This is a genomic window from Caballeronia sp. LZ062 (assembly GCF_031450785.1).
GTDB lineage: Bacteria > Pseudomonadota > Gammaproteobacteria > Burkholderiales > Burkholderiaceae > Caballeronia.
The window spans coordinates 501,782-528,175 of record NZ_JARTWB010000001.1 but is presented as its reverse complement, the minus strand read 5'-3'; the positions used below and the strand labels follow the sequence as shown (position 1 = coordinate 528,175).

Annotated in this window: 21 protein-coding genes; 11 read left to right on the top strand and 10 right to left on the bottom strand. The window is 63.9% G+C overall.

The genetic code is table 11. The annotated features are described in order from the left end of the window. Positions 1–18 precede the first annotated feature (18 nt). Entirely contained in the window at positions 19–1,626 is a 1,608-nt protein-coding gene (locus tag P9239_RS02515) for a hybrid sensor histidine kinase/response regulator (protein ID WP_309748925.1), read from the bottom strand. After that, entirely contained in the window at positions 1,616–2,272 is a 657-nt protein-coding gene (locus P9239_RS02510) for an MEDS domain-containing protein (RefSeq protein ID WP_309748924.1), read from the bottom strand. The genes P9239_RS02515 and P9239_RS02510 overlap by 11 nt, the downstream gene beginning before the upstream one ends. Positions 2,273–2,551: 279 nt before the next feature. Between P9239_RS02510 and P9239_RS02505 the strand changes: the two genes are divergently transcribed. Beyond that, a complete protein-coding gene (locus P9239_RS02505) occupies positions 2,552–3,904 on the top strand; it encodes an MFS transporter (protein ID WP_309748923.1) in 1,353 nt (450 codons plus the stop codon). A gap of 43 nt (positions 3,905–3,947) precedes the next feature. Here the strand turns inward: P9239_RS02505 and P9239_RS02500 are convergent, their stop codons facing one another. Then, positions 3,948–5,012, bottom strand: a complete 1,065-nt coding sequence (locus P9239_RS02500; RefSeq protein WP_309748922.1) for an Ldh family oxidoreductase — start codon at positions 5,010–5,012, stop codon at positions 3,948–3,950. 137 nt (positions 5,013–5,149) lie between these two features. Here P9239_RS02500 and P9239_RS02495 point away from each other — a divergent pair, with 137 nt between their 5' ends. Next, positions 5,150–6,094, top strand: coding sequence for a LysR family transcriptional regulator (locus P9239_RS02495; RefSeq protein WP_309748921.1), 945 nt, complete (start codon positions 5,150–5,152; stop codon positions 6,092–6,094). Here P9239_RS02495 and P9239_RS02490 read toward each other — a convergent pair. Then, on the bottom strand, positions 6,091–8,325 hold the full coding sequence (locus P9239_RS02490; protein WP_309748920.1) for a family 1 glycosylhydrolase: 2,235 nt from the start codon (positions 8,323–8,325) through the stop codon (positions 6,091–6,093). The two genes, P9239_RS02495 and P9239_RS02490, sit on opposite strands and share 4 nt — an antisense overlap. Before the next feature lie 437 nt (positions 8,326–8,762). Here P9239_RS02490 and P9239_RS02485 point away from each other — a divergent pair, with 437 nt between their 5' ends. The 3 genes from P9239_RS02485 to P9239_RS02475 all read left to right on the top strand — a co-directional run bounded on the left by P9239_RS02485 (position 8,763) and on the right by P9239_RS02475 (position 12,497). Then, complete coding sequence (locus P9239_RS02485; RefSeq protein WP_309748919.1) at positions 8,763–9,872, top strand: glycosyltransferase family 1 protein; 1,110 nt, start codon at positions 8,763–8,765, stop codon at positions 9,870–9,872. Next, positions 9,860–11,038 (top strand): UDP-galactopyranose mutase, encoded by a 1,179-nt coding sequence (gene glf / locus P9239_RS02480; protein WP_309748918.1) that lies wholly within the window; start codon positions 9,860–9,862, stop codon positions 11,036–11,038. Before P9239_RS02485 ends, glf begins: the two co-directional genes overlap by 13 nt. Before the next feature lie 304 nt (positions 11,039–11,342). Continuing rightward, entirely contained in the window at positions 11,343–12,497 is a 1,155-nt protein-coding gene (locus P9239_RS02475) for a hypothetical protein (RefSeq protein WP_309748917.1), read from the top strand. Positions 12,498–12,509: 12 nt separating this feature from the next. Here the strand turns inward: P9239_RS02475 and P9239_RS02470 are convergent, their stop codons facing one another. The 3 genes from P9239_RS02470 to P9239_RS02460 all read right to left on the bottom strand — a co-directional run bounded on the left by P9239_RS02470 (position 12,510) and on the right by P9239_RS02460 (position 18,348). Next, positions 12,510–14,813: a PAS domain S-box protein gene (locus P9239_RS02470; RefSeq protein ID WP_309748916.1), complete on the bottom strand. Its 2,304-nt coding sequence runs from the start codon at positions 14,811–14,813 to the stop codon at positions 12,510–12,512. Between the two features lie 160 nt (positions 14,814–14,973). Beyond that, positions 14,974–17,373 carry an ATP-binding protein gene (locus P9239_RS02465; RefSeq protein ID WP_309748915.1) on the bottom strand — a complete coding sequence of 800 codons (2,400 nt, stop codon included), beginning with the start codon at positions 17,371–17,373 and terminating at the stop codon, positions 14,974–14,976. Between the two features lie 147 nt (positions 17,374–17,520). Further along, the gene (locus tag P9239_RS02460) at positions 17,521–18,348 is read right to left on the bottom strand and encodes a MetQ/NlpA family lipoprotein (protein WP_309748914.1); all 828 of its coding nucleotides are present in this window, start codon (positions 18,346–18,348) and stop codon (positions 17,521–17,523) included. 203 nt (positions 18,349–18,551) lie between these two features. Here P9239_RS02460 and P9239_RS02455 point away from each other — a divergent pair, with 203 nt between their 5' ends. From P9239_RS02455 to P9239_RS02440, 4 genes are read left to right on the top strand one after another with little or no spacing between them, the layout of a single operon-like run. Then, positions 18,552–19,526 carry a sulfonate ABC transporter substrate-binding protein gene (locus P9239_RS02455; protein ID WP_309748913.1) on the top strand — a complete coding sequence of 325 codons (975 nt, stop codon included), beginning with the start codon at positions 18,552–18,554 and terminating at the stop codon, positions 19,524–19,526. 57 nt (positions 19,527–19,583) lie between these two features. Beyond that, on the top strand, positions 19,584–20,732 hold the full coding sequence (ssuD, locus tag P9239_RS02450; protein ID WP_309748912.1) for an FMNH2-dependent alkanesulfonate monooxygenase: 1,149 nt from the start codon (positions 19,584–19,586) through the stop codon (positions 20,730–20,732). A gap of 8 nt (positions 20,733–20,740) precedes the next feature. Then, entirely contained in the window at positions 20,741–21,535 is a 795-nt protein-coding gene (gene ssuC, locus P9239_RS02445) for an aliphatic sulfonate ABC transporter permease SsuC (RefSeq protein ID WP_309748911.1), read from the top strand. Between the two features lie 5 nt (positions 21,536–21,540). After that, entirely contained in the window at positions 21,541–22,332 is a 792-nt protein-coding gene (locus P9239_RS02440; RefSeq protein WP_404980186.1) for an ATP-binding cassette domain-containing protein, read from the top strand. A gap of 13 nt (positions 22,333–22,345) precedes the next feature. Here the strand turns inward: P9239_RS02440 and P9239_RS02435 are convergent, their stop codons facing one another. Both P9239_RS02435 and P9239_RS02430 read right to left on the bottom strand, forming a co-directional pair. Further along, complete coding sequence (locus tag P9239_RS02435; RefSeq protein WP_404980158.1) at positions 22,346–23,032, bottom strand: NADPH-dependent FMN reductase; 687 nt, start codon at positions 23,030–23,032, stop codon at positions 22,346–22,348. 68 nt (positions 23,033–23,100) lie between these two features. After that, on the bottom strand, positions 23,101–23,415 hold the full coding sequence (locus tag P9239_RS02430) for a hypothetical protein (protein WP_309748909.1): 315 nt from the start codon (positions 23,413–23,415) through the stop codon (positions 23,101–23,103). Positions 23,416–23,714: 299 nt separating this feature from the next. Here P9239_RS02430 and P9239_RS02425 point away from each other — a divergent pair, with 299 nt between their 5' ends. Then, positions 23,715–23,924 (top strand): hypothetical protein, encoded by a 210-nt coding sequence (locus tag P9239_RS02425; protein ID WP_309748908.1) that lies wholly within the window; start codon positions 23,715–23,717, stop codon positions 23,922–23,924. 59 nt (positions 23,925–23,983) lie between these two features. Here the strand turns inward: P9239_RS02425 and P9239_RS02420 are convergent, their stop codons facing one another. Beyond that, a complete protein-coding gene (locus tag P9239_RS02420) occupies positions 23,984–24,904 on the bottom strand; it encodes a sterol desaturase family protein (protein ID WP_309749598.1) in 921 nt (306 codons plus the stop codon). 210 nt (positions 24,905–25,114) lie between these two features. On the opposite strand from P9239_RS02420, the gene P9239_RS02415 reads away from it, so the two are divergent. Next, on the top strand, positions 25,115–26,335 hold the full coding sequence (locus P9239_RS02415; RefSeq protein WP_309748907.1) for a PepSY-associated TM helix domain-containing protein: 1,221 nt from the start codon (positions 25,115–25,117) through the stop codon (positions 26,333–26,335). Positions 26,336–26,394: the final 59 nt, after the last annotated feature.

Here is a 26,394-nt window from a genome sequence, read left to right as displayed (position 1 = left end):
CGCGCGGCAGGTGCTTGCTTAAGCGATCACCCTCAGCGCCTCCGCCAGTTCCATGAGTGACACGGGTTTGACGAAGTGACGTTCGAACCCGGCGTCGGCGGAGCGTTTCCGGTCTTCGGCCTGGCCGTATCCCGTCAAGGCGAAGAGCCGGGGCGGAGCCGCCTCATGCTGTTGCTGTAGCGCCCTGGCCAACTGGTAGCCGTCCATGCCCGGCAAGCCAATGTCCAGCACCGCGAACGCGGGGCGGAAATCCGCGGCCACCTGGATCGCCGTCTCGGGCAGGGTTGCCGTCGCGACGTCGAATCCGAGTTCCGTGAGGAACGCTTCCATCGCGAGAAGACCGTCCTCGTTGTCGTCGACGAGCAGTACACGAGTACCGTTGCCATGGGGAAGCGAGTCCCAATAGGGCAGCGGGTCGGCCGGCGCCAGTGCATGCGGCGTCGTCGGCAGCGTGACCACGAAGGTCGAACCCGTGCCCGGCCCGTCGCTTTTCGCCATGACCGTGCCGCCGTGCAGCTCGACGAGATTCTTCACCAGCGCGAGTCCGATCCCCAATCCGCCTTTCGCGCGGTCGATGGTGGTTCGGCCTTGCTCGAAGATCGTGAAGAGGCGCGGCATCAATTCGTCGCTGATACCCGCGCCGTCGTCGGACACGGACACGACGATCTCCGTCGCCCGCGTCACGGCTTCGACGCGGATCGCGCCGCCGGTATCCGTGTACTTCGCCGCGTTGTTGAGCAGATTGCCGAAGACCTGCGTGAGCCGCGTGAGGTCGGCGGAGATCAACGCTCCGTCGTCCGTCACCGAGAGCGACAAGGTTTGTCCGCGCTGCTCGATCAGCGGACTCGCGGCCTCGATGGCGCGCGTGAGCACCGAACCGATTCGCACGGGTTCGCGATGCAGTTCGATGGACCCGCGCGTGATGCGGCTCACGTCGAGCAGATCCTCGACGAGACGCGACAGGTGCGATACCTGCCGTTCGATGATGTCGTGATACTTGTCCGCCGTTCCGCCGCGATGTTTGCGTATCAGGCCGAGCGACGTCGTGATCGGCGCGAGCGGATTGCGTAGCTCATGGCCGAGCATGGCGAGGAATTCGTCCTTGGCCCGGCTGGCCGCCTCGCGCTCGTGAGTGGCTCGCGCGGCCTGCAAACCGGTCGCCGCGAGCGAGGTCGCCGCGCGCAGAAAGGCGAGGCCCGTCACCGAGGGAAACGACGGATCGGCCGAGCCGAACCAGACGCTGCCTTGTCCGGCGGTATAGCCCATGCTCATGCGCACGAGTCTTTGCGCGCCGGCGGGCGTCGCCTGAAGCACGGCGCGCGGGCCGATGGGCATCCGTCGCCATGTTGCGATCGCCGGTTCCCATGCGAGACGCGTATCCGCGGTTACGTCCGCTTCGGCGAGGCGCAGACTGTCAAATGCAGGCGCGTCGGGAAGAAGCGGCACGTGCGCATAGCAAACGTCCAGACGCACGACGCGCTCGACGGCCTCGGTCATCAGTTGAATCACCGTGCGGCCGTCTCGTCCCGCCCACAACGCGGGCAGCGCGAGCAGGCCCATGAGGTCGCGCAGACTGCGCTCCGCGGCTTCCCGCGAGAGCGCCTCGGCAATTGAATCAGCGGCCATGCTCTTCGAAAGATGCGCCGGACGCAGCCTCGACCGACCGACGCCGTTTGAGCTCCTGAATCATTTCGGAGGGCGGCGTGAAGAAGGGATTCTCCTGCACGACGCCGTTGATCAGCGTCATGGGGTGCGTGCGCAGCAGATCCATCAGCATCGCGCCCGAGAGCTTCGCCATGTCGTACACGCAGATGGCAGGCTGCCGGTTGTGCGCGAGCACCTCGTTGACTTCGGCTTCGTATTCGATCAGCTTCGGCGCGACTTCGATGTCGTCGAACACCCAGTTCATATTCCCGATGACCCGCAGACGCGAAAAGCCCGCGTCGCGGCCGGTTCCCGTCAAATGATCGACCGCGGCGAGCATTCGGTCTTTGTCGAAGGTACCTGTGTCATCGAGATAAGCATCGCGCCACGAAACGAGTTCGAGCTGACCGCAGGCCTCGCAATGGGCGGCATCGATTCCGGATGCCGTGAGCCGCGCGCGATGGTCCGCCAGCAACGTCGGATCGACGATATGCATGACCTTTTCGCCGCTTGCGAACGCTTCCTGAAGGAAAGGATTGAGCGTGGCGTACTCTTCGTCGCGGCTGTTGAAGAAGGCGCAGACGTGATACGCGTCGAGGGGCGTACCGGCCAGTGTTGGCGGTTGCATGTAATTGTTACCTTAGGGGAATGGGTGGTCCGCGGGGGATCATACGCTAGACGTCACCTATCCGTCGGCTTATCGGCCAAAGCGTTGGTTTCGGGTTTAGCGCCGCTCACGCGGGTTTGCCCCTAGCGCGCCATAAACAAATGGAATCGGTTCCCGAGGAAATGTGATTGGATTTCTTACGGGTGCCGTCTTATCGTGCGTCAGTCCAATGCCGTAATGCGCGCGTCGGATTCAGATACCGGCAGTGCCGACAGAACATAATATTCAGGAGACATACCCATGGAGCAATCCTCCACCGCGCCGCGCATTGCCGAGCCTGACGCGAGCGGCGCCGAAACCGTCGTTTCAGACGACCGCGCGTCGCCCAGAGTTCGGCGCATTCAGCGCACCGCGCTTGCCCTGCTGCTCCTGAGCGGCGTGATCAACTATATCGACCGCGCCACGCTGTCCATTGCGAATCCGCTAATCCGGCACGATCTCGGGCTGTCGGTCGGCGAAATGGGCCTGCTGCTTTCGGCATTCCTCTGGGCTTATGCGTTCGCGCAACTGCCGGCGGGCGCGCTGGTCGATCGCTTCGGCGCGCGCGTGATGCTCGCCGTCAGTCTCGCGACGTGGTCGGTGGCGCAGGCGTTCGGCGGCGTCGTCACCAGCTTTGGGCAGTTCTTCGCCGCGCGCATGGTGCTCGGAATTGGCGAGGCGCCGCAGTTTCCCACGAGCGCGAAGGTCGTTCGCGACTGGTTCGGCAAGAAAGAGCGGGGCGCTGCGACCGGCATCTGGAACAGTTCGTCTACGCTCGGCACCGCCATATCGGCGCCGCTGCTGACCGTCGTGATGCTGACCGTGGGCTGGCGATGGATGTTCGGCATCATGGGCATCGCCGGGCTCGTGGTGGCGCTGGGCTTTTTTCTGGTGCATCGCGACCCGCGTCAGGTTCAACTGACGCAGCGCGAGCGCGCGTATCTGTCCGATGTCGACGGCGAAGTACAGACGCGTCCGACGTGGCGCGAGTGGCGGCGTCTCTTCGAATTCGGCACGACGTGGGGCATGCTGCTCGGTTTCTTCGGCACCATCTACGTCCTGTGGCTCTATAACGCGTGGCTGCCGACGTATCTGCAAATGGAATTCCACCTGACCATCTCGAAGTCGGGATGGGTGGCGGCCGTGCCCTATCTCTTCGGCGTGATCGGAAGTCTCTCCGGCGGGAAGATTTGCGACGTGCTCGCGAAGCGTGGCGTATCGGCGGTCAATAGCCGCAAATATCCGATGGCGGCTTCGCTCTTCGGTGTCGCCGTGTTCACGGTGCTTACCGGCCTCACGCACAGCGCGACGCTCGCCGTCGTGTTCATCTCCATCTCGATGCTGCTGCTGTATGTGTCGAGCAGCGCGGCCTGGGCGACGGCTTCCGTTGCCGCGCCCGCCAACTGCACGGCGTCTATCGGTGCGATGCAGAACTTTGGCGGCTACTTCGGCGGCGCGCTCGCGCCGGTGGTCACGGGCTTCATCGTGCAGCAATCGCACTCGTTCCAGCCCGCGCTGTTTGTGGGCGCAGGCGTGGCCGCAGTCGCCGTGATCGGCTATTGGCTGCTCGTGCGCGGTCCCATTCCGCCGGCCGCGCTGGACGAGAAGGCATAAGCGCGAAGCAGTAGCGAGGGCCGCGAGTCCTCGCTCTCGCGCGTCAGTCCGTCAGCTTGCCGGGAAGCGCAATCTCATAACGTTGCGCGCAGGCTTCGAGCGCTGGCGCGATGGTCGGATGCAGCGCAACACCGTCGCGCAGTTGCTCGCGCTTCAGGCTCAGCCCGCGATCGCCCGGCATGCGCACACTCGACGTTCCGGGGCGCGGCGGATTCTCACGGCACGCGTCGCCGAGCCAGTCCATCTGCCGCGCGAATGCTTCCGGACCGCCGAAGGCAGCCGGGTCATAGAGCGACAGAAACACGGTGGCGCCCCAGCCATCCGGCGGATCAGCCCGGCCGTGGCCTGCGAGCCCGCCCGTCAGCGCCTCGATCAGCAGCGCCAGTCCGAAGCCCTTGTGTCCCCACGTCATGCCGCCAACCGGCAGGATGGAACCCGGCGGTTCGGTAGAGAGCACGGCGGGATCGCGGCTGGGATGTCCTTCGGCATCGAGAAAACAAGGTTCGTCGAACAATTCTCCGGCCTTGTGGCGGCGCGCGGTCATGCCGTTCGTCACGGTAGATGCCGAGATATCGATCAAAAACGGCGTGCCCGATGTCGGGATGCCCGCCGCGATGGGATTCGGCGTGAAGACCGACCGCGTGCCGCCGTGAGGCGCGACGCTTTGCACCGCCGGGTCCGAACTGGCAAGCACGATCATGAATCCGTCGGCCGTGGCTTTCTCGAGGTAGCTCGCGAGACACGCGATATGGTGGCTGCGCCGAATGACGAGCGTTGCGCTGCCATACTCCTTCGCCCTCGGCGCGAGCGTTTCGATGCCCCGCAGCACGAGCCACGGACCGGGCAGCCGCCGGCCATCCCACAACACGCTCGCGCGGCGGTCCGAGACGACATCGGGCTCGCCGGCACACGTCATCGCACCGTTCTCTATCTCGCGGATATAGCCGGGCAACAACGCGAGGCCGTGAGTGTCGTGTCCCATCAGATCGCCGTCCACTAGCGTGCGCGCGACGGCTTGCGCTTTCTCGTCCTCCATTCCGGCCGCGATCAGCAGACGCTGTGCGAAGCCTTGCAGTTCATCGGCGGGGTATAGGACTCGTGTATTCATCGTGATGGCTTAAGTGAGGTTAAAGATTCGACGACTGTCGGACGTTTCGAATTGTCCGACGCGTTTTCAATAAGCGTCCAATCGCGAATTGAGTAGAATCAATTCCCTTCGGTTATGAGTCGGCGCGCGTATACCCTATGTCGCAAGATTCCACGCTCTCCGCTGCGCAGGTACTGACGAAGCTGCGCTTCAGGCATCTCCAGTTGCTCGAACTGCTGGGGCGCACGCGCAATCTGCGGATCGCCGCCGAGCAGATGCACATCACGCAACCGGCCGCGACGAAGATTCTGAGCGACCTCGAAGCCATGTTCGATGCGCCGCTCTTCGAACGCTTGCCGCGCGAGATGCGGCCGACGGACCTCGGCACACTCTCCGTGCGCTACGCCAGCACGACGCTTTCGAACCTCAGCAAATTCTCCAGCGAGTTCGCGACGCTGAAAAACGGCGGCTATGGTCATCTCACCGTGGGCTTTATCCCGGCTTCCGCCGCGCAACTCGTCACCGCGGCGATCAAGGAAATTCAGCGGCGGCGCCCGCGACTCATCATCAAGCTGGTCGAGCAAAGCAGCGATCAGCTCGCGGCATGGCTGGAGGAAAGGCGAATCGACGTGATGGTCGGGCGTCCGACCGAGGCGCGTCACGAAGCGCTGTTCCATGTGGCCGATCTATTGGCCGAGCCTGTGCGTGCGGTTGTCGGACAGCATCATCCGTTGCTGCGAGAAAGGCGCGTGGAGATGACCGGCCTCGGCCAATGGCCGTGGATTCTGTATCCGCAAGGCACCGCGATGCGACAGCTCTTCGAGGAAACGTTCGCAGCGGCCGGTATGGTCGCGCCCGTGGGCATCGTGGAGACGCCCTCCATCTTTTCGACGCTCGAACTGCTGCAAGCCACCGACATGATTTCGCTGCAACCGCAGGCCGCGATGGACAAGTACGTGAAGCACGGCCTTCTCGGCTATGTGGACGTGCCGATACGGCGGACCCTCTCGAACTACAGCGTCATGACGCGAAAAGACGAAGCGACTTCGCAAGCAGTGGACGAGTTCGTCGGCATCCTCGTGGCACTCGCCGCGCAGTGTTAAGCGCCGCTCCTTGTCTGCATCGCGAGTCCCGGTTCGGTCTTGCATACATGCGCGCGCCAGTGTTCGACACAGCGGCGAAGCGCGTCGTCGAGCGCGGGCAGGACGGCGGCCCTACGGCTGGCAAGCGCGCGATAAAGAGGCTGCGGCGCGGATGAGCGCATCGCCTCGACCTGGCACGCTTCGACGAGGCTCGAATCGAGACCCGCAATGTCGGCGGCCTGCACCGCGAATTCGAAGCAGGTCACAGCGCCGCGATTGCTCAGATGAACGATGCCTGATTCGCGGTCGATGAGAAGATCGAGACACGCGTGTACGAGGTCCGGCGCGTAGGTCGGCGAAACGGTGACGTCTTTGGCGGCGACGAACGTGCGGTCGTCGGCGAGGGCGCGCAGCGCGCGGTCGAGGAAGTCCACACCTTGCCAAAGCCCGAAGACAGGGCCTGTCCGAATGACGAGTGCTTCCGGAAAACACCGCAGCACGTCCCGCTCCATGCCGGTCATGCAACGGCCCAGGCGGTTGAGCGGACCTACGCCGTCTGTCTCGACATAAGGCCTTGCGGCGCGCCCATCGAAAACACAGTCGGACGAGAACCCGAGGTATTCGATACCTCGTGCGGCGCAGGCCTCGGCGAGCGCGGCTGCCATCTTCGCGATGCCCTGAAGAGCATCGCGCGGGCTGCGCTCGGCAGCGTCGGCATCCACCGGATCCATGGCATTGATGACTGCCCAAGGTTCGAAGGTGTCGATGGCGTCGCTCACGAGCAACTCGTCCGCCGACACGGTGACGTACCGCAAATCGCGCTGCGCGCAGAGAGTGGCGAAGAGTTGCGCCAGCGCGCCGTCCCCGACGACGAGTATCGGGGCGGGCGCATGCGTCTCGTCGCGCGAGCGCGCCGTCGCCGCGAGTGCGCCGAGTCCGCTCGATGCGCCGCCGAGTGCGTCCAGCACCACCGGCTCACAGAGAAAGCGCCCCGGACGGCGCCACCATCCCGTGCCATGCAGGACGGGGTGATCGTGTGGACGGCCAGCGGCAAGGTCGCGCATCAGCGCCGCAACGGCCGTTTCGCGCGGCTCGTGCCCGCGCACATCGAATGCGCCTGATTCGTAGTATCCGCGTTCCTCCGTGACGAGGCAGTTCCAGTCATACGAACCGAGAAGTGCCCATACGGTCACCGCACGCACGTCGGCGCCTTGTGCCCGCGCCTCGCTCGCAGCGGTCCAGATCTCGTGCAGCCAGCGCAACTGGTCTTGCCGTGTGGCGTCGATATGCGCTTCCGTCACGGCGAGCGGCAAGCCGTACCGCTGCCACGCTTCGTCGATCAACGCGCGTATGCCCGGCGGCGGATGCGCAAGCGCGCGCGCCGCTTCGATGTCGGCGAGGCGATGCCCGTACCATTCGCAGCGATACGCCTGCGGATACTGGTGAATTCGGTCATCGAGCCAGCGCTCGCTCGTGATGTAGTAGTTGATGCCGATGATGTCCGGCGGACACGGGTTGTCCACGAACCACAAGACGTCTTCGGCCGCGACGCCTGCATCCATGATGTATTGCCACAGCGCATGTCCCGGGACGACCTTGCCGCAGAGCAAGTCCCACGAAAGCCAGCGCCGCTCGTTGTAAAAACTGACGAGCTCGGTCATGGCGGGCGTGCCCTGGGTCTTGCCGAGATCGTCCGTCTGAACGAGCTTCGCATCCGGGTTGACGCTGCGCACTTCGCGCATCGCGTAGACCGTCGCCTTGCATTGATTGATGAGCGCCTCGAGATAGGTCCGGTCATCCGTGCCGTGCGGATGCCAGACGCCGTAGAGCCCGCTGAATCGCGCGGTCGTGTTGGGCTCGTTCACCGGTGTGTAATACGAAAGCCACGGGTAGCGTTCGGCGACCGCTCGTGCGAATTGCGCGAGCCTGTCGGCGAAGTTCGGGTCGAGCAGTCCACCGGGCAGCGGCCCGCTTCCATGATGCAGCAGGCCGGCTATCGGTTCGACGCCCAGTGCGCGAAGCATGGGCAGGCGCGCGTCGAGCCATGACCAGTCGGCATCCTCGATGCGCGACGGCGCCGTTCTTTCCCACAGCACCGGATAGCGCAGCGCGCGTATGCCCAGCGAGGCGAAACGCTGAAGATCGTCTTCGCGCGTCGCGTGTCCGTTCCGGTCCAACTGGCTGAAGAACGTGTCCCGCACCCGGTTGACCGTGCATTCCAGTCCTCCCCACAGCACCAGCCGATCTTTCATATCCAGCATCCCGAATTTAGTACGACGTGAGCGCGAACCCGCGACGCATCTAAGCACTCGCTATGCCGTCGTACCGCGCGATCAGTGTTTGCCCCGAGCAAGCGGGCGCTGGAACAACGATTGCCGCTTATGTCGCAGATTTGTCAGCGAACGCGCCGGCACATGCATCAGAGGGTTGCCCGGCCCGATGCCGTCGTCGCGTGCGCGATACGAAGCGTCACTCATTTTCAACGCGAGGCGAAAGCAGCCGAGCTTCGGACGTAACCGACGCAATGGATGGATGTTCCGAGCGGATCCTCCGCTCGGCAGTTACTTCCGGAGGCACTCCCTTGCGCGAGTCTCAAGCCCGACCCGACCCCGCCGCCGCCAGCGCAGCCGGGTCCGCCGACAGTCCTTCGAAGCAGGTTCGTCCGCGCATCTCGATCGCGCGATCGGGCTTGCCACGGACGTTCTTATGCCTGTGCCATCTGCGCTGGAACTTCGTGTATCAGCGGCCGCAGCACGTGCTCTCGCGCATGGCGAAGCATGCAGAAGTGCTCTTTTTCGAAGAGCCACGACGAATGGACGAGGCCGAGGCCGACGCGTGGCTGGAGGTTCGGACGACTAATGAAGGCATCCGCGTATTGACGCCGTGGCTTCCTTCTGACCAGACGCAGGAAGACGACGAGCGCGCGCAACGTGCGCTGCTGGACGCGTACCTCGCCGATACGGAGACGTGGGATCTCGGTCTCTGGTATTACTCGCCGATGATGCTCGCTTTTACCGATCACCTCGATGCGAGGCTCATCGTCTATGACTGCATGGACGAGCTGTCCGCGTTCAAGGACGCTCCCCCGCAACTCACACAACGCGAAGCCCGGCTGATGCGCAAGGCACATGTCGTCTTCACGGGCGGGCAAAGCCTGTATGAGTCGAAGCGGCGTTTTCATCACAACGTCCATGCGTTTCCGAGCAGTGTGGACGTCGCGCACTTCCAGAAAGCGTGCGGGCGATTGACCGAGCCTTCCGACCAGACGCCGATACCGCGCCCGCGTCTTGGGTTCTACGGCGTGCTCGACGAGCGTTTCGACGCCGCGCTGATCGGCTCGCTTGCCGCCGCGAGGCCAGACTGGCAGTTCGTCATGCTCGGTCCTGTCGCGAAGATCCGGCCGGAGGATCTGCCCCAGGCACTGAACATTCACTATCTCGGCCAGAAGTCCTACGACGATCTGCCGCGCTATCTCGCAGGCTGGGACGTCGCGCTCATGCCTTTCGCGATCAATGAGGCCACGCGTCATATCAGTCCGACGAAGACGCCGGAATATCTCGCTGCGGGACGACCCGTGGTATCGACGCCGATCACCGATGTGGTCTCACGCTATGGCGATAGCGGCGTGGTCCGCATCGCCGGGGACGTGAACAGCTTCGAGCACGCCATCGAAGCCTCTCTGGCCGATGCTAAGGACCGCGTGGCATTTATCCGCCGCGTGGAAGCCGTACTCGCCGGAACGTCGTGGGACAACACGTGCGCCGCCATGCTCGCCGAGGTTAAAAAATGCGCATCGTAGAGACGACACCGAACGTACCGTCCAACTCCGGTCTCAGCGGTCATCCCAAGGGCTTCGACTACCTGATTGTCGGCGCGGGTTTCGCGGGCAGCGTGATGGCGGAAAGGCTCGCGAGCGAGTACGGCCAGCGCGTTCTGCTCATCGACAGGCGCTCGCATATCGCGGGCAACGCTTACGACGAGTACAACGCCGACGGCATTCTGATTCACCGCTATGGGCCGCACATTTTCCACACGAATGCCCGGCGCGTTCTGGACTATCTGTCGCGATTCACGGCATGGCGACCGTACCGGCATCGCGTGCTGGCATCCGTCGACGGCATGCTGGTGCCAGTGCCGATCAACCTGACGACGCTCAATCGCCTCTATTCGCTCGATCTTTCGCCGCAGCAGGCAGAGGCTTTTCTCGCGTCGCGGGCGGAGCCGATCGCCGACATCAGGACATCCGAAGATGTGGTGGTCAGCAAGATCGGTCGCGAGTTGTACGAGAAGTTCTTCCGTGGATATACCCGCAAGCAATGGGGCATGGACCCGTCGGAACTGGACCGTTCGGTGACGTCGCGCGTGCCGGTGCGCACGACGGCGGAAGACGGCTACTTCAACGACGAGTTTCAGTGCATGCCGCTTGAAGGATATACACGCATGTTCCAGAAGATGCTCGCGCATCCGAACATCAAGGTCATGCTCAATACCGACTACCGGGAGATTCGCTCAGAGGTGCCTTATCGCAAGCTCATCTATACGGGGCCTATCGACGAGTACTTCGACCATTGCCTTGGCAAGCTGCCGTATCGTTCGCTTCAGTTTCGCCATGAAACGCTCGATCAGGAGCACTTCCAGTCACTCGCGGTCGTCAACTATCCGGCGGAACACGTGCCTTTCACGCGCATCACGGAGTACAAGTATCTGACAGGCCAAGAGCACGCGAAGACCAGCATCACGTACGAATATCCGAGCGATAAAGGCGATCCCTATTACCCGATTCCTCGCCCCGCGAACGCGGAATTGTTCAGACGTTACGAGGCCCTTGCCGAAGCGCATCCGGAAGTGATCTTCGCGGGAAGACTCGGAAGCTACCGCTACTACAACATGGATCAGGTGGTTGCTCAGGCGCTGACTCTTGTGGAGCGGATGGCGGCGACAGAGGCATTCGTGAAAATCGCCTAGCGTTGCTTATGTTCAGACTCTTTCGATCTTTATGAAGGTATGTTTTACCGTGGTTTTTTAGGCGTTCAAGTCTTGCAGGTAAGTGTCGATAAACACTAAACTCTGGCCGCGATGGAATTTCCGGGTATCGCCATCGCAAAAGAAGTGAAATCGGCATTCCTTACCGAGGACGATCGAATCGTTGCCTCGAACGGCGACGATGCACCGAGCATCACTGTCTGGCCCGGTGCCGGTTACACACCGCAAGGGGCGGTGCGGACCATCGATCATTCAAAGCAAGACTATGTCGAAGCACGAGCAGGAAATGCTCCTCTTTGTCTCTTTGCAAGGGGCAATCGGGACACTGGCTGGATTTATCGGCTACTTCGTCGTCGGTGTCGACGATACCGACGCCATGTTTCGCTTCACCGCGTACATGCTGTGCGACGCGAGCGGCGCAGCCCTCTTCGCGTATCTGTTAGGCCCGTACCTCGGTTTGACCGGACGGCGCCTGATGCGCCTCAGTTTTCTCGTGCCCGGCGCGCTTCTGCTGTGCGGCGGCGAATCCATTCCCGTGATGGCGGCCGTCTACGGCTTTTTCCTCGGGCTGACATGGAGCGCACGCTACTGGCTCGAGATGAGTGTGCTGACCGACGCCGAACGCGACGGCTACGCGTCGCGTTCCGGCGCGCTTGCAGTCGCGGGGGGCATCATCGCCACGCTTGTGGCCACGCTTTGCCTGGCAAAGACGGACAACAGCAGTCACGTGCTCTACATGGCTTACGGCGTCGTATGCGTCGTCGCCGGATTGGCGCTCGGGCGCAACGTCTCCGAAGCCCCGATGGTCCCTGCGACGAACCCGCTCGCCGTCATCGCGCAACCGGAATTCCGCGCGTGTCTGCCGCTCTTTTTCGTCGAGTCGGGGCTGCTCGGCGTGGGAGGCGCGGTCGGGTCGGTCGGTGCGGCCATGTCGCTCGGTTCGGCGAGCGACCTCGGCTGGGTATCGACCGTCGCGGGCCTGGCCGGCGCAGTCGCGCTCTACATGACGCGCAAGAGCCGCAGTGTCGATAACCGCCTCGGCTGGCTCGGCTGGTCGTGCTTGGCCGTTGCCATCTCGTTCGTCCTCTTGGGATTCAGCGCGTGGCTTCCGGCACTGTTCGTCGCGCATTCGATCCTTCGCGCGGCCGCCGGTCCGTTCCTGAACGCCAGCGAACACGTGCTCAATCAGCGCGCGCTCGACATTCGCGGTGAACTGGTGGACCGCATTGTCGCGCGCGATCTGGTGATGCTCGTCATGCGCATGGGTTCGCTGCTGGCGTTCTGGTGGTTGTCGGGCGCGTTGTCGCCGGCGCATCTGCTGGAACTCGGCTCGGTCGTGCTGGCGCTCGGCGCAATCGGCGAATACCGCGTCGGGCAAACGTGGTTCGCTGCCGGTACGCGCAGCCGCACCGCCGGGGCGCTGGACGGTTCGCTCAACTAACGCGCCATCGCGCTAACCAACGATGCGCGCGGCCAGCCGATAGCGGTTTCTGCCTTTGCGCTTCGCTTCGTACATGGCGCTGTCTGCGGCGGCCAAAAGCGCATCGGGCGTGATGCGCGCCTGCGCATCGCAGACGACGACACCCACGCTCGCCGCAATTCCCACTTCGACGCCAGCCAGGCTGAACGGCCGTTTCAACGCGCTGCATATGGCGTCGGCTATGCGGCTGGCGGTGGCTTCGTCCGCGACGCCGTGGCTGACGATGACGAACTCGTCGCCGGCAAGGCGGCTCGTGAAATCGCTGTGTCGCACCGTCGCTTTCAGGCGGGCGCCGACGAGCCGCAGCAACTCGTCGCCGGCTTCGTGGCCGTATGCGTCGTTGACCGGCTTGAACTCGTCGAGGTCCAGAAAGAAGAGCGCGAGCGCCTGCCGCGTCGGCGTATCGAACGCGACGTTCTGTGCGAGGTGCAGCAGCAACGCGCGACGGTTCGGCAAGCCGGTGAGCGGGTCGCGCATGGCTTGCGCCCGTAGCTGGCGCTCCGCCTGCCTGCGCGACGTCACGTCCTGCGCCAACATGTAAAAGCCGATCACTTCGCGGCCGCGCATATCCGGCACGAGCGACACGCTCCACGTGCGAGGATCGGCTTCGTGATCTTCCACGTCGTCATGCTGGACACGCTCGCCTGCGAGCGCGCGCTGAAACGAAGGCATGAGCGTGCGGACCATCGCGGGCGGCATCGCCGATACGAGCGGCGTGCCGCGCATGGACGCCGTGTCGCGCCCGAGCAGCCGCCGATAGCCGTCGTTGTTGAATTGATAGCGCAGCTCGCGATCCACGTAGGAGATCAGCACCGGCAGGCTGTCCGTCACCTTCTGTATGGCTTCCCGGCTTTCGATGATGTCGGCTTCGACGCGCTTGCGCTCGCTGACGTCCGTGATGAACGCAAAGAGCGTCTCGCCATCGGCGGTCGCGGCGGTCGAGATGCGCAGTTCCGCCGGGAACACCTCGCCCGAGCGGCGCAGCGCGTTCACTTCCGTGGCCTTGGAAAGAATGGTTGCCACGCGCGTGCGCAAGAAGCGGCGCATGCCCGCGTCGTGCGCCGTGCGCCACGCGGGGGGAATGATGATTTCGCCCATCGGAAGGCCGAGCACCTCGTGCCGGCCCCAGCCGAACATGTGCTCGGCCGCGTCGTTCCATTCGGTGATGCGTCCTTCGCTGTCTATCGCGACATACGCGTCCTGTGCGTTATCGATCACGGCCTGAAGAAGCTGATTCTGCGCGCGCAGTGTCGCTTCCATTGTCTCGCGCCGCGCGACTTCGCCGCGTAATTGCATGTTGGTCGCGCGTAGCTCGGCCGTGCGCTCGCTGACTTGCTCTTCCAACGACACGCGATGCTCGCGTTGGAGCCGCTCGTTTTCCTTGCGTGCCTGAATGTCCTCGACGATCGCGATGAAATGCAGCGGATCGCCATTGGCCTGCCGCACGAGCGCGACATGCAGCTGAACCCACAGGTGCGAACCGTCGCTGCGCAGATAGCGCTTTTCCATCGCGTATGTCGGGATGTGCCCGGCGAGCAGTTGACGCAACTGCTGCAGGTCGCTTTCCAGATCTTCGACGAACGTGATCTGCTGAAAGGTCAGCGCAACGAGTTCTTCCGCGCGATAGCCGAGCATCTCGCACAGGCGCGCATTCACCTCGACGAAGCGCCCGTCCGGTGCCACGATCGCGGCACCGGTCGGCGTCTGCTCGAAGATCGTGCGAAATCGCGTTTCCGAGAGACGGAGGGCCTGCGTGTCAGCCTGATGCAGGACACGCGCGGAATACGTGCTTTCGCGCGACAACAGTTCGCGCTCGACAATGGCCGCCAGGTCGCGCATGGCGGCGCCGTCTTCGGGCGACAGCGTGCGCGGCACGGTATCGACGGCGCAGAGCGTGCCAATGGCGTGGCCGTCGGAAGAACGCAGCGGCACGCCAGCATAAAAGCGCACGGACGTCGCGCCGATCACGGCCGGGTTGTCGCGGAAACGCGGATCGGTGCGCGCGTCCTGCACGACCAGCATGTCTTCTTCGAGCAGCGCGTGCGAGCAAAAAGAAATATCGCGCGACGTCTCGCACGCTTCGAGTCCGAGCCGCGACTTGAACCACTGACGATGCTCGTCCACGAGCGACACGAGCGCGATGGGCACCGAAAGCAAACGTGCCAGCACGCGCGTCACGCGATCGAACGCCTCTTCGGCGGGCGTGTCCAGAATGTGCAGGCTATGCAAAACGCGCAAGCGTTCGGTTTCGTCGTCGGGCAGGGCGGCTACTTGCATGGATGGCGGTTTGGGACACGAAACGCGGATATGACAGACCATTCTAACGGTTGGCGCCGCAGCGATTGCCGGCAGCGTACAGGCGGCTCAACGCCAGCGCGCTGAGCGCAGGCAGGTACGCGCGGCGGCGAAAGAGCGAAACGCCATCCCGCACCTTGCCTCACTCCTGCCGCTGCCGCGACGCGATTTCCCCGAGCAACGAGAAAAGCTTGCCCACGTCGAGCGGTTTTACGAAGTGGTGATCGAACCCGGCCGCGAGCGCCTTCTCTCTGTCCTGTTGCAACCCGTATCCCGTCACGGCCACGAGGACTGCATCGGCTGTGCGCGGTTGACGCTTCAGAAGCGATGCCAACTGATACCCGTCCATGTCCGGCAAGCCGATATCCAGCAGACAGACGTGCGGAATCCATTGCTCCGTTTCCTGCACGGCGGCCGCCCCGCTTGCCGCCACGCGCACTTCATTGCCGAGTGTCTCCATCAACATGGCGAGCGTTTCCGACGCGTCCGTATTGTCGTCCACGATCAACACGCGCAGGCGCGTCAGAAACGGCGGCTCCGGCGAAGCGTCTTCTTTCTTCGTCTTTTGCGGCTTGATGGTCTCCGCCCGCGGAACGCATACGACGAACGTGCTGCCCGTGCCAGGCCCCGCGCTATACGCTCTGACGGTTCCACCATGCAGCGCGACGAGGCTCTTGACGAGCGCGAGCCCGATCCCGAGTCCTCCTTGCGTACGGTCCGAACTGCGTTCGGCCTGCGAGAAGAGATCGAATGCGCGGGCCGCGACATCGGGCGTCATGCCAATGCCGTTATCCGTCACGGTCACCTTGATGAACTTGCCTTCTGCTGCAACGGAAAATTCGATGACGCCTTTCTCCGGCGTATATTTCGCCGCATTGTTGAGCAGGTTCACGAACACCTGAGTCAGCCGCTTTTCGTCGGCACGAACCAGCGCGGCAGAGGAGAGCGTATGCAGCGTCAGCCGATGCATCTTGCGTTCGATGATGGGCCTCACCTGCTCGATGGCATCGGCCGCTATGCGGTTGGCGTCGAGCACTTCCATGTCGAGCTTGATGAGGCCCTGTGTCACGCGCGACACGTCGAGAAGATCGTCGATAAGACCGGTCATGTGCTTCACTTGCCGCGAAATGATCTCGCACGACTTGCTTACCCGGCGCGCGTCGCCCGGCGCAGCGCGCATGAGCTGCGCGGCGCTCGCAATCGGGGACAGCGGATTGCGCAGTTCATGGGACAGCGTCGCGAGGAACTCGTCTTTGCGCTTGTCGGCAAGACGCAGTTCTTCTTCTGCGTTGATGCGATCCGTGATGTCGAGCTGCGCCACGACCGCGCCGATCACGCCGCCGTGATCGTCCTTGATCGGTGCGCCCGTGCTGAGGATGGTCCGCCTGTTGGGCGGGTCATCGAAGCTCTCGATGGACACAATGTCCGTGGTCGCGCCGCTTCCCTTGAGCACGCGCGCAATCGTCCAGTCGTGCGGAGTCAGCAACTCGCCGTGCTTGTCCGAATGATCGGCCCAGCGGCCCTTCCATTGCGCGAAATCGTCGATGGTCGCGGGACGCGGATGCGCCTCTCCCCATAGCTGAACGAATGAGCGGTTCACGCGCTCGATACCGCCATGCTCGTCGCAGACGACGATGCTGATAGGCGCCGCTTCGAGCACGGCATCGAGGCGGCGCGTCGCGTCCACCGCCTCCCGAGCCGCTGCTCGCGCGCTGCGCTCACTCGCAAGAAGCCGCTCCTCGCTTTTGCGCTGCTGGGTGATATTGGAGAAGAGCACGCCGATCTGGTCCGGCGTCGATGCGTCATGGCGAAACGCATAGACGTCGAACCAGCGCCCGAGTTTGGTCGCCTTCACCTGTACATGTACAGGCAAGCCGTTCTTAGCGACAGAACCGTAGATGTCGAAGAAGTGGCGGTCGTGGCCGGGCACCAGTTCGGAGATGTTTCTTCCCACTGCGTCCTTCAGCCCGGTCTGCGTTTCGAATGCGGGATTCACCGTCAGAAACCGGTAGTCGGCCGGCTCGCCGCGTTCATCGAAGATCAACTCGACGACGCAAAAGCCCTGATTGATCGCGTCGAACAGACTGCGGAACCGTTGCTCGCTGGCGGCCAGCGCCTGTTGCGTCCGATGCGTGGCCGTAACGTCCGTGGTCGTGTGAGAAACGCAGATGAGCGTGCCTTCCGCGTTGAAGATCGGCGTGTTCACCGCGCTCCAGAAACGTTCCTCGTAGCGCATGGTGCCGTCTTCGGCGGTCACCCAAAGCGGAAAGCGTTGCAGGGGCATGTGATCGGCACGCCCGGTCTCTCTCGCGCGCGCAATCGACTGACGCAGCGCCTCGACGCCTGTGTCGTTCGGATCGGCTTCGTTATGGGGAAAGATCTCGAAGAGACTCTTGCCCACCATGTCTTCGCGACGCAGCGTCGACACTTTCAGAAACGCGTCGTTCACCGCGAGAACGACGGCTTCCGGAGTAGGAGAGAGCAGGTAGCTGCCGACGGGCGCGGTGTTGAATATTTCCTCGAATATCGAAGGTAAGGCCATAGGGACGGTGGACGCAGCGCAATGCTGCGTCGCAATTCTCTTTGACAAACCTCCTTACTCGCAACGACCGTGCCGAGGCATCTCGATGCGAAGCGGCTGCATGGCGTCTCGCCGCTTTCAGTGTGTCCGAATGGAAATCGACCGCATTTAGCGCTGCGGCGCGCCTTCCCACGCGGGCAGCGTCGCGCCGTGATACACCGCGAGAATGGTCGACGCCACATTCGCCTGCTGATAGCTAGCGACGAGTGTTTTGACCCAAGGTGCCTGCGCGTCTTTCGCATTCACGGCAATGAAGTTGCGATACGGATTGCCCGGCACCTTCTCCTGCGCGATGCGTTCCTCCGGAATGCGGATGCCCGCCTTGATCGCCCAGTCGGTATTCACGACGGCCGCATCGAGATCGCCGATGGCGCGCCCGACGATGCCCGCATCCAGTTCCTTGATCTGCACATGCTTCGGATTGCTTGCGATGTCGCGCGCGGTCGGCAGCAGGCCGACGTTGTCGCGCAGCTTGATCACGCCGTTCGCCTGCAACAGCAGGAGCGCGCGGCCTTCGTTGCTGGGATCGTTCGGCACGCCTATCGCGGCGTTCTGCGGCAGATCCGCGACCGATTTCACCTTGCGCGAATAGAGGCCGATGGGCTGCACGTAAGTGAAGCCGACCGGCACGATGGCGTAATGGCGCGCCTGAATCTGCGCATCGAGATAGGGCTTATGCTGAAACGAGTTGGCGTCGAGATCGTGCTGTGAGAGCGCCTCGTTGGGCTGCGTGTAGTCGGAGAAAGTCGTGACCTTGACCGTGATGCCTTGCTTCGCTGCATTGGCCGCGACCGTGCGCCAGACGTCCTCGTCCTCGCCCGACATGATGCCGACGCGAACCGTCTGGCCGGCGGCCTGAACCGGTTGCAGACCGGCCACGCCCCATGCGAGCAGAACCGAGAAGAGAGCGGATTTGAATGGCGTGGAAATCTTCATGGATGCGACGTCGTCAGTGGAAAGAGACGTGATGCTAGAGGCGCGCCTACGGTGCCGCAAACAATATCGAACGCTATCCATATCGCGCACGCAGCGTGTAATGCTTATCACGATTTCTTGCTTAGGCCGCGCGTCGCCGGTTGTTACGATGACCGGGAAAGCGGCATCGACGATGCCATCGCTCATCGCCCGAGGAATCACGAATGTCACAGGAAAACGCGCCCGCTTCATCCACTCGCAGACGCGCGCTCTTCACGCTCGCCGCATTCGGTGCAAGCGCGCTTGCGCCGAATGCCGCCCGCGCCGACGATGCGGTCAAGACCTTGCGCATCGGCTATCAGAAATACGGCAACTTCGTCGTGCTGCGCGCGCGCGGCACGCTCGAAAAGCGCCTCGCGCCGCAAGGCATCACGGTGCAGTGGCTGGAATTCCCGGCGGGACCGCAACTGCTCGAAGGACTCAACGCGGGCGCCGTCGACGTGGGCACGGTCGGCGAGACGCCGCCGATCTTCGCGCAGGCGGCGGGCGTCGATTTCGTCTATGTGGGCAACGAGCCGTCTGCGCCGCGCGCCGAGGCGATCGTCGTGCCGAAGGACTCCGCTATCCGCTCGGTCGCGCAACTGCGCGGCAAGAAAATCGCGCTGAACAAGGGCTCGAACGTGCATTACCTCTTCGTCGAGGCGCTGAAGAAAGCGGGGCTCGCGTACACGGACATCCAGCCCGTCTACCTTGCGCCCGCCGACGCACGAGCCGCGTTCGTGCAAGGCAGTGTCGATGCGTGGGTGATCTGGGACCCGTATCTCGCCGCCATCGAAAGGCAGGCGAATGCGCGGCAACTCGTCGACGGCACCGGGCTCGTGCGCAATATCCAGTACTACGTCGCAACGCGCAAGTTCGCGGCCGGGCAACCGCAGATCGTGCGGGCGGTGCTGGAAGAGCTGGATCACGTCGACCGCTGGGCGCGCGACAACGTGCCTGCCGTCGCGGCGCAACTGTCGCCGCTCGTGGGGCTGGACGCGGCAACCGTCGAGCACGCGTTGCAGCGCACCGCGTACGGCATCGAGCCGATATCGCCGGCGACGCTGGCGTACCAGCAGCAGATCGCCGATACGTTCACCAACCTCAGGCTGATTCCGAAGAAGCTCGACGTGACCGAGGCGCGCTGGAACGTCGCCTGAACAGAAAGTCCGGACATCCTAATTCAGCCATTCCGACCACGAGAGAAACGCCCAAGCATGAATGTCTTCTGGTTCATCCCGACTCATGGCGACAGCCGCTATCTCGGCACGTCGCAAGGCGCGCGTGCCGCCGACTACGATTACTTCCGGCAGATCGCCGTCGCTGCCGACACGCTCGGCTACGAAGGCGTGCTGCTGCCGACGGGCCGCTCATGCGAAGACGCGTGGGTGGTCGCATCCAGCCTTATTCCGGCGACGCGGCGCCTCAAGTTTCTCGTTGCGATCCGGCCGGGCCTGAGTTCGCCGGGGCTCTCGGCGCGCATGGCATCGACCTTCGATCGTCTCTCGAACGGGCGCCTGCTCATCAACGTCGTGACGGGCGGCGATCCGAACGAGCTTGCCGGCGACGGCGTGTTCGAGGGTCACGACACGCGCTACGAGATCACCGACGAGTTTCTGAGCATCTGGCGTGGCCTTCTGGAAACGTCGCACGAGAAGGGCAGTTTCGACTTCGCGGGCAAGCATCTGCGCACGGAAGGCGGCAAGGTGCTGTATCCGCCGGTGCAGCGGCCGCATCCGCCGCTGTGGTTCGGCGGGTCGTCGCCGGCTGCGCACGAAATCGCGTCGAAGCATATCGACACGTATCTCACGTGGGGCGAGCCGCCTGCTGAAGTCGAGAAGAAACTCGCCGATATCCGCCGCCGCGCAGAGGCGCAAGGGCGCAGCATTCGTTTCGGCATTCGTCTGCATGTGATCGTGCGCGAGACGGAAGCGGAAGCGTGGGCCGACGCCGACAAGCTCATCAGCAAGCTCGACGACGAGACGATCCGGCGCGCGCAGGCGCAGTTCGCGAAGATGGATTCGGAAGGCCAGCGGCGCATGGCCGCGCTGCACGGCGGCAAACGCGACAAGCTGGAGGTGTATCCGCATTTGTGGGCGGGCGTCGGGCTCGTGCGCGGCGGCGCGGGAACGGCGCTCGTCGGCAATCCGGAGCAGGTCGCGGGGCTGATGAAGCAGTACGCTGAAATCGGCGTCGAGACGTTCATCTTGTCCGGCTATCCGCATCTGGAGGAGTCGTATCGCTTCGCGGAACTTGTGTTTCCGCTGCTGCCGCGCGCGCAGCAAGCCCGCGCGTCCGGGCCGCTTTCGGGGCCGTTCGGCGAAGTGATCGGCACCTCCGAACTGCCGAAGGCCGCGCTTCGTTGAGGGCCGCGATGAAGCCAAATGAAACGCTGCGACGCGCCGGGACGCGCGTCTTGCCGTGGATCGTCCCGCTTCTGATTCTGCTTGCGTGGGAAGCCGCCGCGCGCACGGGCGGGCTGTCCGCGCGCGTGCTGCCCGAGCCGCTCGCGGTCGCGAAGGCGGCGTGGTCGCTCTGGCAGTCGGGTGAACTGTGGACGGACGTGAGAATCAGCGCATGGCGCGCGTTCGCGGGTTTCGCCGTCGGCGGCGGCATTGGTTTCGTGCTCGGGCTTGCGACGGGTCTCTCCAGGCCCGCCGAAATTGTGCTCGATTCCACCGTGCAGATGATCCGCAACATCCCCGCGCTCGCGATGATCCCGCTCCTGATCTTGTGGTTCGGCATCGGCGAGGAAGCGAAGCTCGTGCTCGTTGCGCTGGGCGTGTTCTTTCCGGTGTATGTGAACACGTATCACGGCATTCGCTCGGTGGACCGCGATCTGATCGAAATGTCGCGCAGCTATGGGCTCTCGGGCTTTGCGTTGTATCGTCATGTGATTTTGCCGGGCGCGTTGCCGTCCATTCTCGTCGGCGTGCGCTTCGCGTTAGGGCTCATGTGGGTGATGCTGATCGTCGCGGAGACCATTTCCGCGCAGTCGGGCATCGGCTATATGACGATGAACGCGCGCGAGTTCCTGCAAACGGATGTCGTCGTGCTCGGCATCCTGCTTTATGCGCTGCTCGGCAAGCTCGCGGACATGGCCGCCCGCGCCATCGAACGCGCAAGCCTGCGCTGGCATCCCGCTTATCAAAACGAGGCGCAGCCGTGAACCTGATTTCCGTGGATACGTTGGACCTCGCACAACAGCCGGTCGCGCGCCGCGCGGAGCCGCTTGGCCGAACGCCCGCAGGCCGCGACGTCGCTGTGTCGCTGCGCGGCGTCGAGAAGCGCTTCGGCGAGCGCCGCGTACTGACGAACCTGGACTTCTCGATCGAGCGCGGCAGCTTCGTGTCGATCGTCGGGCGCAGCGGCTGCGGCAAATCCACCTTGCTGCGGCTCATTGCAGGGCTCGACGAAGCATCGGGCGGCGTCGTCGAGCGCCATGCGGCGACGCCCGGCGGCGCGCTGCAGACTCGCATCATGTTTCAGGACGCGCGGCTGCTGCCGTGGAAGAGCGTGCTCGACAACGTGATGATCGGCCTGCCGCGCAGCAGACGCGACGAAGCGCGTGCGACGCTCGCCGAAGTGGGCCTGGCCGAGCGCGAGAAGGACTGGCCGTCGCGATTGTCCGGCGGTCAGCGGCAACGCGTGGCGCTGGCGCGTGCGCTGGTGCATCGCCCGGACCTGCTGTTGCTGGATGAACCGCTTGGCGCGCTCGACGCGTTGACGCGCATCGAAATGCACGGTTTGATCGAGCGGCTGTGGCGCGAGCACGGATTCACGGCGCTGCTCGTCACGCACGACGTGCAGGAAGCGGTGTCGCTCGGCGATCGCATTGTGTTGATCGAGCAAGGGCGCATTACGTTGGATACGCCCGTTGCGTTGACGCGGCCGCGTTCGCGCACCGCGGACGGATTCGCCGAACTCGAAGAACGCGTGCTCTCGCGCGTGCTGCGTCCGGCGTGATCACGCGGTGGCGCTAGCTCTGCGCCACCGCCAGCTTGTTGTCCACGCGATGCCATGCGTCCGGCCGGTGCGCGCCGAACGCGTGCGCGAAGCTCGCAGCCTGTTGCCCGACAGTGCGAAGCTGCGCGACGACCTTCGGGTCCGAGCACGTATCGGCGGACTCGAAGCGCGTCTCCAGCGTGTTCACCGCTGCGCCGAACGGTGTCGGCCAGCCGCGCAGCGCATGCACGATGGAGCGCAGCGACGTCAGCACGGTGCCCGCCGCCTGCCAGCCATACGCGGTGACGATGCTGCCGACTGCGCGGCCATCGAGATACGGACGCTCGTCGAGCCGCAATTCTTCAAGCGTGTCGAGCGCGTTCTTGACGAGGCCCGAGATACCGCCGTGATAGCCGGGCGTCGCGATGACGAGCGCGTCGGCGGCGCGCACGGCTTCGATGAGTTCGTGCTGTTCGTCGGTCAGTTCGCGCGATTCCGGCACGTAGTGCGGAAGGCTATGCAGGAACGCGCCGCCGAACAACTGCACGCTAGCGCCGGACTCCTGCGCGCCTTTGAGCGCGAAGGCGAGCGCGCGTTCGGTCGATGACGCAGGCCGCGTCGTGCCGCCGATTCCGACGACGAGCGGACGGCGCGGTGTTTCGGGTCGGGTCAAGTTCGATGCTCCAGGAGTGTTGACGGTACGAACCGTCGGACTGTTCATCATAGCCAGCGAGTGTGCGTAGCGGAACGCATGATTTGCGCTAAGGATATGCAGATTGCGGCTTGCGATCACTCGCTTTGCTGCGCAGCGGGCCGGCATTCGGCGGCGAACCACGCATCGACCTTTCGCTGCGCCGCCTGGAGATCGTCGGGATAGTACGGGTCGTACCACTTCGATGCATCGTAGCCCGCTTGCCTCAGCGCCTGCAGTTCGCTTGCGTTGCGCTCGCGGTTCGGAGGCGCGTTGTTCCTGAGCGCGGCGAGGTCGCGGCACTGCGTTTGCGTCAGATGCGTGGCGTTCTGCGGCGAGCCGCCAGCGGCGCAGCCAGCCAGCACCATTGCGAGGGCGGCAAGCATCGGCCATTTCGTCGGCGAGCTGTTCATGGCGCGTGTCCTGTGTCGTCGTGTGCGTGAAGCGTCAGCAAGGCGGATTCCTCACCGGACGCCTCATGTCGCCCGATGCCAAATCCGAAGCATGTCCAGCGGCAGCGATTCTACGCACAAAGATGTCCGGTCGCCGAATGGGTGCCTCCGGGAAAATATAATTAGGACTTTTGATGAAGATAACGCGACATCGGGCGACATATGATGTCAGTCACCGGCTCCGTGCCATGGACCGCTGCGAAGCGCGCGTCCCTGAGCGCGGCTAACCGGTGCATCTCAATCGAAAGAGGATATCCACAATGAACAGAATCGACCGCAACGCACTCGCTCATGCACAGCTTGCAGGCGGCGCCGCGAAGAGCAGCACCGGCAGCAGCGGCACCGGCGGCACGTTCCCCGCAGGCGGTTCGAGCTTGCCTGCCGGCGGCACTAGCACGCAGACCGGCAAGGCGACTTCGGTCATCACGGTGAACGGCCAGCAAGTCATCAATCAGACGGTCACGTTCTGATTGCGCCAGCAAGAAGGCGGACCGTGTGTCCGCCTTTTCGTTACTGCGCCGCGGACAACTCACGAAGCCTCGATGGCCTTGCTGCCCTCGTTTAGGCTGCGCGCCCGCTTCTGCAATGCTTCCGTCGTTTCGCCTTCGCCGTCAGGCCGCCAGCCGGGCGGACGCAACACGAAGCCGATCGCCTGCGACACGCTCTTCGCGCGGAACACGTCTTTCGCGAGGCTTACCCAGTGCTCCATCTGCACGACGACCGGATTGTGCGAAGTGGTCGGCGTCGTGAGTCCGTAGCGGCACGGTTCATCGGCGCGTTCCTCGACATACGTGCCGAACAGTCGATCGAAAATGACCAGCACGCCGCCGAAGTTCGCATCGAGATAAGCCGCATTCGATGCGTGGTGCACACGGTGCGCCGACGGCGTATTGAACACGTATTCGAGCCAGCCGAGCTTCGGAATCCACGTGGCGTGAAGCCAGAACTGATAGAGCAGGTTGATGGAAAGCGCGGCGAGCACGACTTCGGGCTTCAGGCCCAGCCACACGAGCGGCGTAAAGAACAGCGCGGCGCCCGTGATCTTCGACGTCCAGCCGAGCCGATACGCGGACGAGAGCGTCAACTGGTTGGGCGAGTGATGGACCGCATGCGTCGCCCAGAAAAAGCGAACGGTATGCGACGCGCGGTGATACCAGTAGTAACAGAACTCCATGCCGATGAAGAGCAGGAAGACGGTGAGCGGCGTATTTGTCGTCACCGTGTGAATGCGGTGTTCCCACGCGAACGCGAAGAACGGCGTCGCGAGGGAGAGCGGCACGAACGCGAGCAGCTTGCGGCCGACGAGATCGGCAAGCGAGATCCAGACTTCGTGCCAGTCGAACGCCTTCTCCGTGCCCTTGTGCGTGCGGCTCAGGCAAACCGCCTCGATCATCGACGCCGCGAGCACGATCACCAGCACATACAACGATACTTTGCCGATCAGTTCCATGATGGTTGCCATTGGTGGGTTGCGTATGTGCCCACTGTAGCGACGCACCTCGTCTAAAACCACGCGCAACTTATTTCACGGCATGTCGTGCGCCCGCGCGCTTGCCGGTCGGTCGCGTCGCCGCTACAATTGCGAACAATTCCCATTTACACGACGCGCGGCTTCCATGATTCCAGCGACACGCACAATCGTTTCCGAGGCATCGTCCCAATGAGGCGCGTGCTCGTGCGTCTGCATCGCTGGTTCGGCGTGGCGACCGCGCTGTTTCTTTTCGTGTCGGGGCTGACAGGCGCCATCATCGCGTGGGATCACGAAATCGACGCTCTGCTCAACCCGTCCTTTTTCCATGCGCAGAGCGAAGCTGCGCCGCTCGCGCCGCTCGAACTCGCGCGGCGCGTCGAGGCAGCCGATCCGCGCGTCCAAGTGACGTACCTGCCGCTCGGCGTCGAGCCGGGACACACGGTGCAGATGATGGTCGTGCCGCGCACGAATCCCTCGACCGGCGCGCCCTACGCAGTCGACTACAACCAGATCGCCGTCGATCCCGCGACCGGAGAGGTGCAGGGCCGCCGGATGTGGGGCGCGGTGTCGCTGGCGCGCATCGATCTGATGCCTTTCCTGTACAAGCTGCACTACACGCTGCATCTGCCGGTCGTGCGCGGCTTCGAAATCGGAACGTGGCTGCTGGGGATCGTCGGCATCGTGTGGTTCTTCGACAGCGGGATCGCGCTCGTACTCTCGTTTCCGAGCGTGAAGGCGTGGCGCAAGTCGCTCGCGTTCCGGTTCAGCCGCGGCGGTTATGCGCTCACGTTCGATCTGCATCGTTCAGGCGGCGTGTGGATCTGGGCGCTGCTCGTGATGGTCGCGCTCACGTCGGTATCGATGAATCTCGGCGATCGGGTCGTCCGTCCGGTCGTTTCGCTTTTCTCGACGCTCACGCCGTCGCTCGCCGAAAACCCCGCGCTCGTGCGCGCGGGTTCCGCGGGCCGCGCTCCCGCGACACGCGAGCAGATTCTGGCCGCCGCCGCGAACGACGGGAAGCGCGAGCACATTGCGGCACCGCTGGGCGCGCTCTACTACGTGCCGGCGTTGGAAGCATACGGCGTTGGGTTCTTCGCGCCGGGGCAGGACCACGGCGACGGCGGCCTGGGCAATGCCTGGCTCTACTACAACGGCCACACGGGCACACTCGCGGGCTCGTCGATTCCGGGGCGCGGTTCGGCGGGCGACATCTTCATGCAGGCGCAGTTTCCGCTGCATTCGGGGCGCATCATCGGCGTGGCCGGGCGCATCGTGATAAGCGCGGTCGGGATCGCGGTCGCGATATTGAGCGCGACGGGGCTCATCATCTGGCTGCGAAAGCGCGCAGCGCGCCGGCAGTCGGCCGCCGCGAACGCGCGGGCGGCGCGCGGTCGGTCGGTCGCTTCCTGATCGCGGTGATTCACATCGCTGCATCTGGCCGAAGCATCGCTCGAAATGATAATGAATCG

What these genes read in the sequence shown, in the direction of transcription:
- P9239_RS02435 (WP_404980158.1), bottom strand. Translation starts at nt 23,032, where the DNA reads ATGAACAGTCCGACGGTTCGTACCGTCAACACTCCTGGAGCATCGAAC.
- ssuC (WP_309748911.1), top strand. Translation starts at nt 20,741, where the DNA reads ATGAAGCCAAATGAAACGCTGCGACGCGCCGGGACGCGCGTCTTGCCG.
- P9239_RS02500 (WP_309748922.1), bottom strand. Translation starts at nt 5,012, where the DNA reads ATGAATACACGAGTCCTATACCCCGCCGATGAACTGCAAGGCTTCGCA.
- P9239_RS02425 (WP_309748908.1), top strand. Translation starts at nt 23,715, where the DNA reads ATGAACAGAATCGACCGCAACGCACTCGCTCATGCACAGCTTGCAGGC.
- P9239_RS02515 (WP_309748925.1), bottom strand. Translation starts at nt 1,626, where the DNA reads ATGGCCGCTGATTCAATTGCCGAGGCGCTCTCGCGGGAAGCCGCGGAG.
- glf (WP_309748918.1), top strand. Translation starts at nt 9,860, where the DNA reads ATGCGCATCGTAGAGACGACACCGAACGTACCGTCCAACTCCGGTCTC.
- P9239_RS02495 (WP_309748921.1), top strand. Translation starts at nt 5,150, where the DNA reads ATGTCGCAAGATTCCACGCTCTCCGCTGCGCAGGTACTGACGAAGCTG.
- P9239_RS02420 (WP_309749598.1), bottom strand. Translation starts at nt 24,904, where the DNA reads ATGGAACTGATCGGCAAAGTATCGTTGTATGTGCTGGTGATCGTGCTC.
- P9239_RS02430 (WP_309748909.1), bottom strand. Translation starts at nt 23,415, where the DNA reads ATGAACAGCTCGCCGACGAAATGGCCGATGCTTGCCGCCCTCGCAATG.
- P9239_RS02470 (WP_309748916.1), bottom strand. Translation starts at nt 14,813, where the DNA reads ATGCAAGTAGCCGCCCTGCCCGACGACGAAACCGAACGCTTGCGCGTT.
- P9239_RS02415 (WP_309748907.1), top strand. Translation starts at nt 25,115, where the DNA reads ATGAGGCGCGTGCTCGTGCGTCTGCATCGCTGGTTCGGCGTGGCGACC.
- P9239_RS02490 (WP_309748920.1), bottom strand. Translation starts at nt 8,325, where the DNA reads ATGAAAGATCGGCTGGTGCTGTGGGGAGGACTGGAATGCACGGTCAAC.
- ssuD (WP_309748912.1), top strand. Translation starts at nt 19,584, where the DNA reads ATGAATGTCTTCTGGTTCATCCCGACTCATGGCGACAGCCGCTATCTC.
- P9239_RS02505 (WP_309748923.1), top strand. Translation starts at nt 2,552, where the DNA reads ATGGAGCAATCCTCCACCGCGCCGCGCATTGCCGAGCCTGACGCGAGC.
- P9239_RS02475 (WP_309748917.1), top strand. Translation starts at nt 11,343, where the DNA reads ATGCTCCTCTTTGTCTCTTTGCAAGGGGCAATCGGGACACTGGCTGGA.
- P9239_RS02460 (WP_309748914.1), bottom strand. Translation starts at nt 18,348, where the DNA reads ATGAAGATTTCCACGCCATTCAAATCCGCTCTCTTCTCGGTTCTGCTC.
- P9239_RS02510 (WP_309748924.1), bottom strand. Translation starts at nt 2,272, where the DNA reads ATGCAACCGCCAACACTGGCCGGTACGCCCCTCGACGCGTATCACGTC.
- P9239_RS02455 (WP_309748913.1), top strand. Translation starts at nt 18,552, where the DNA reads ATGTCACAGGAAAACGCGCCCGCTTCATCCACTCGCAGACGCGCGCTC.
- P9239_RS02465 (WP_309748915.1), bottom strand. Translation starts at nt 17,373, where the DNA reads ATGGCCTTACCTTCGATATTCGAGGAAATATTCAACACCGCGCCCGTC.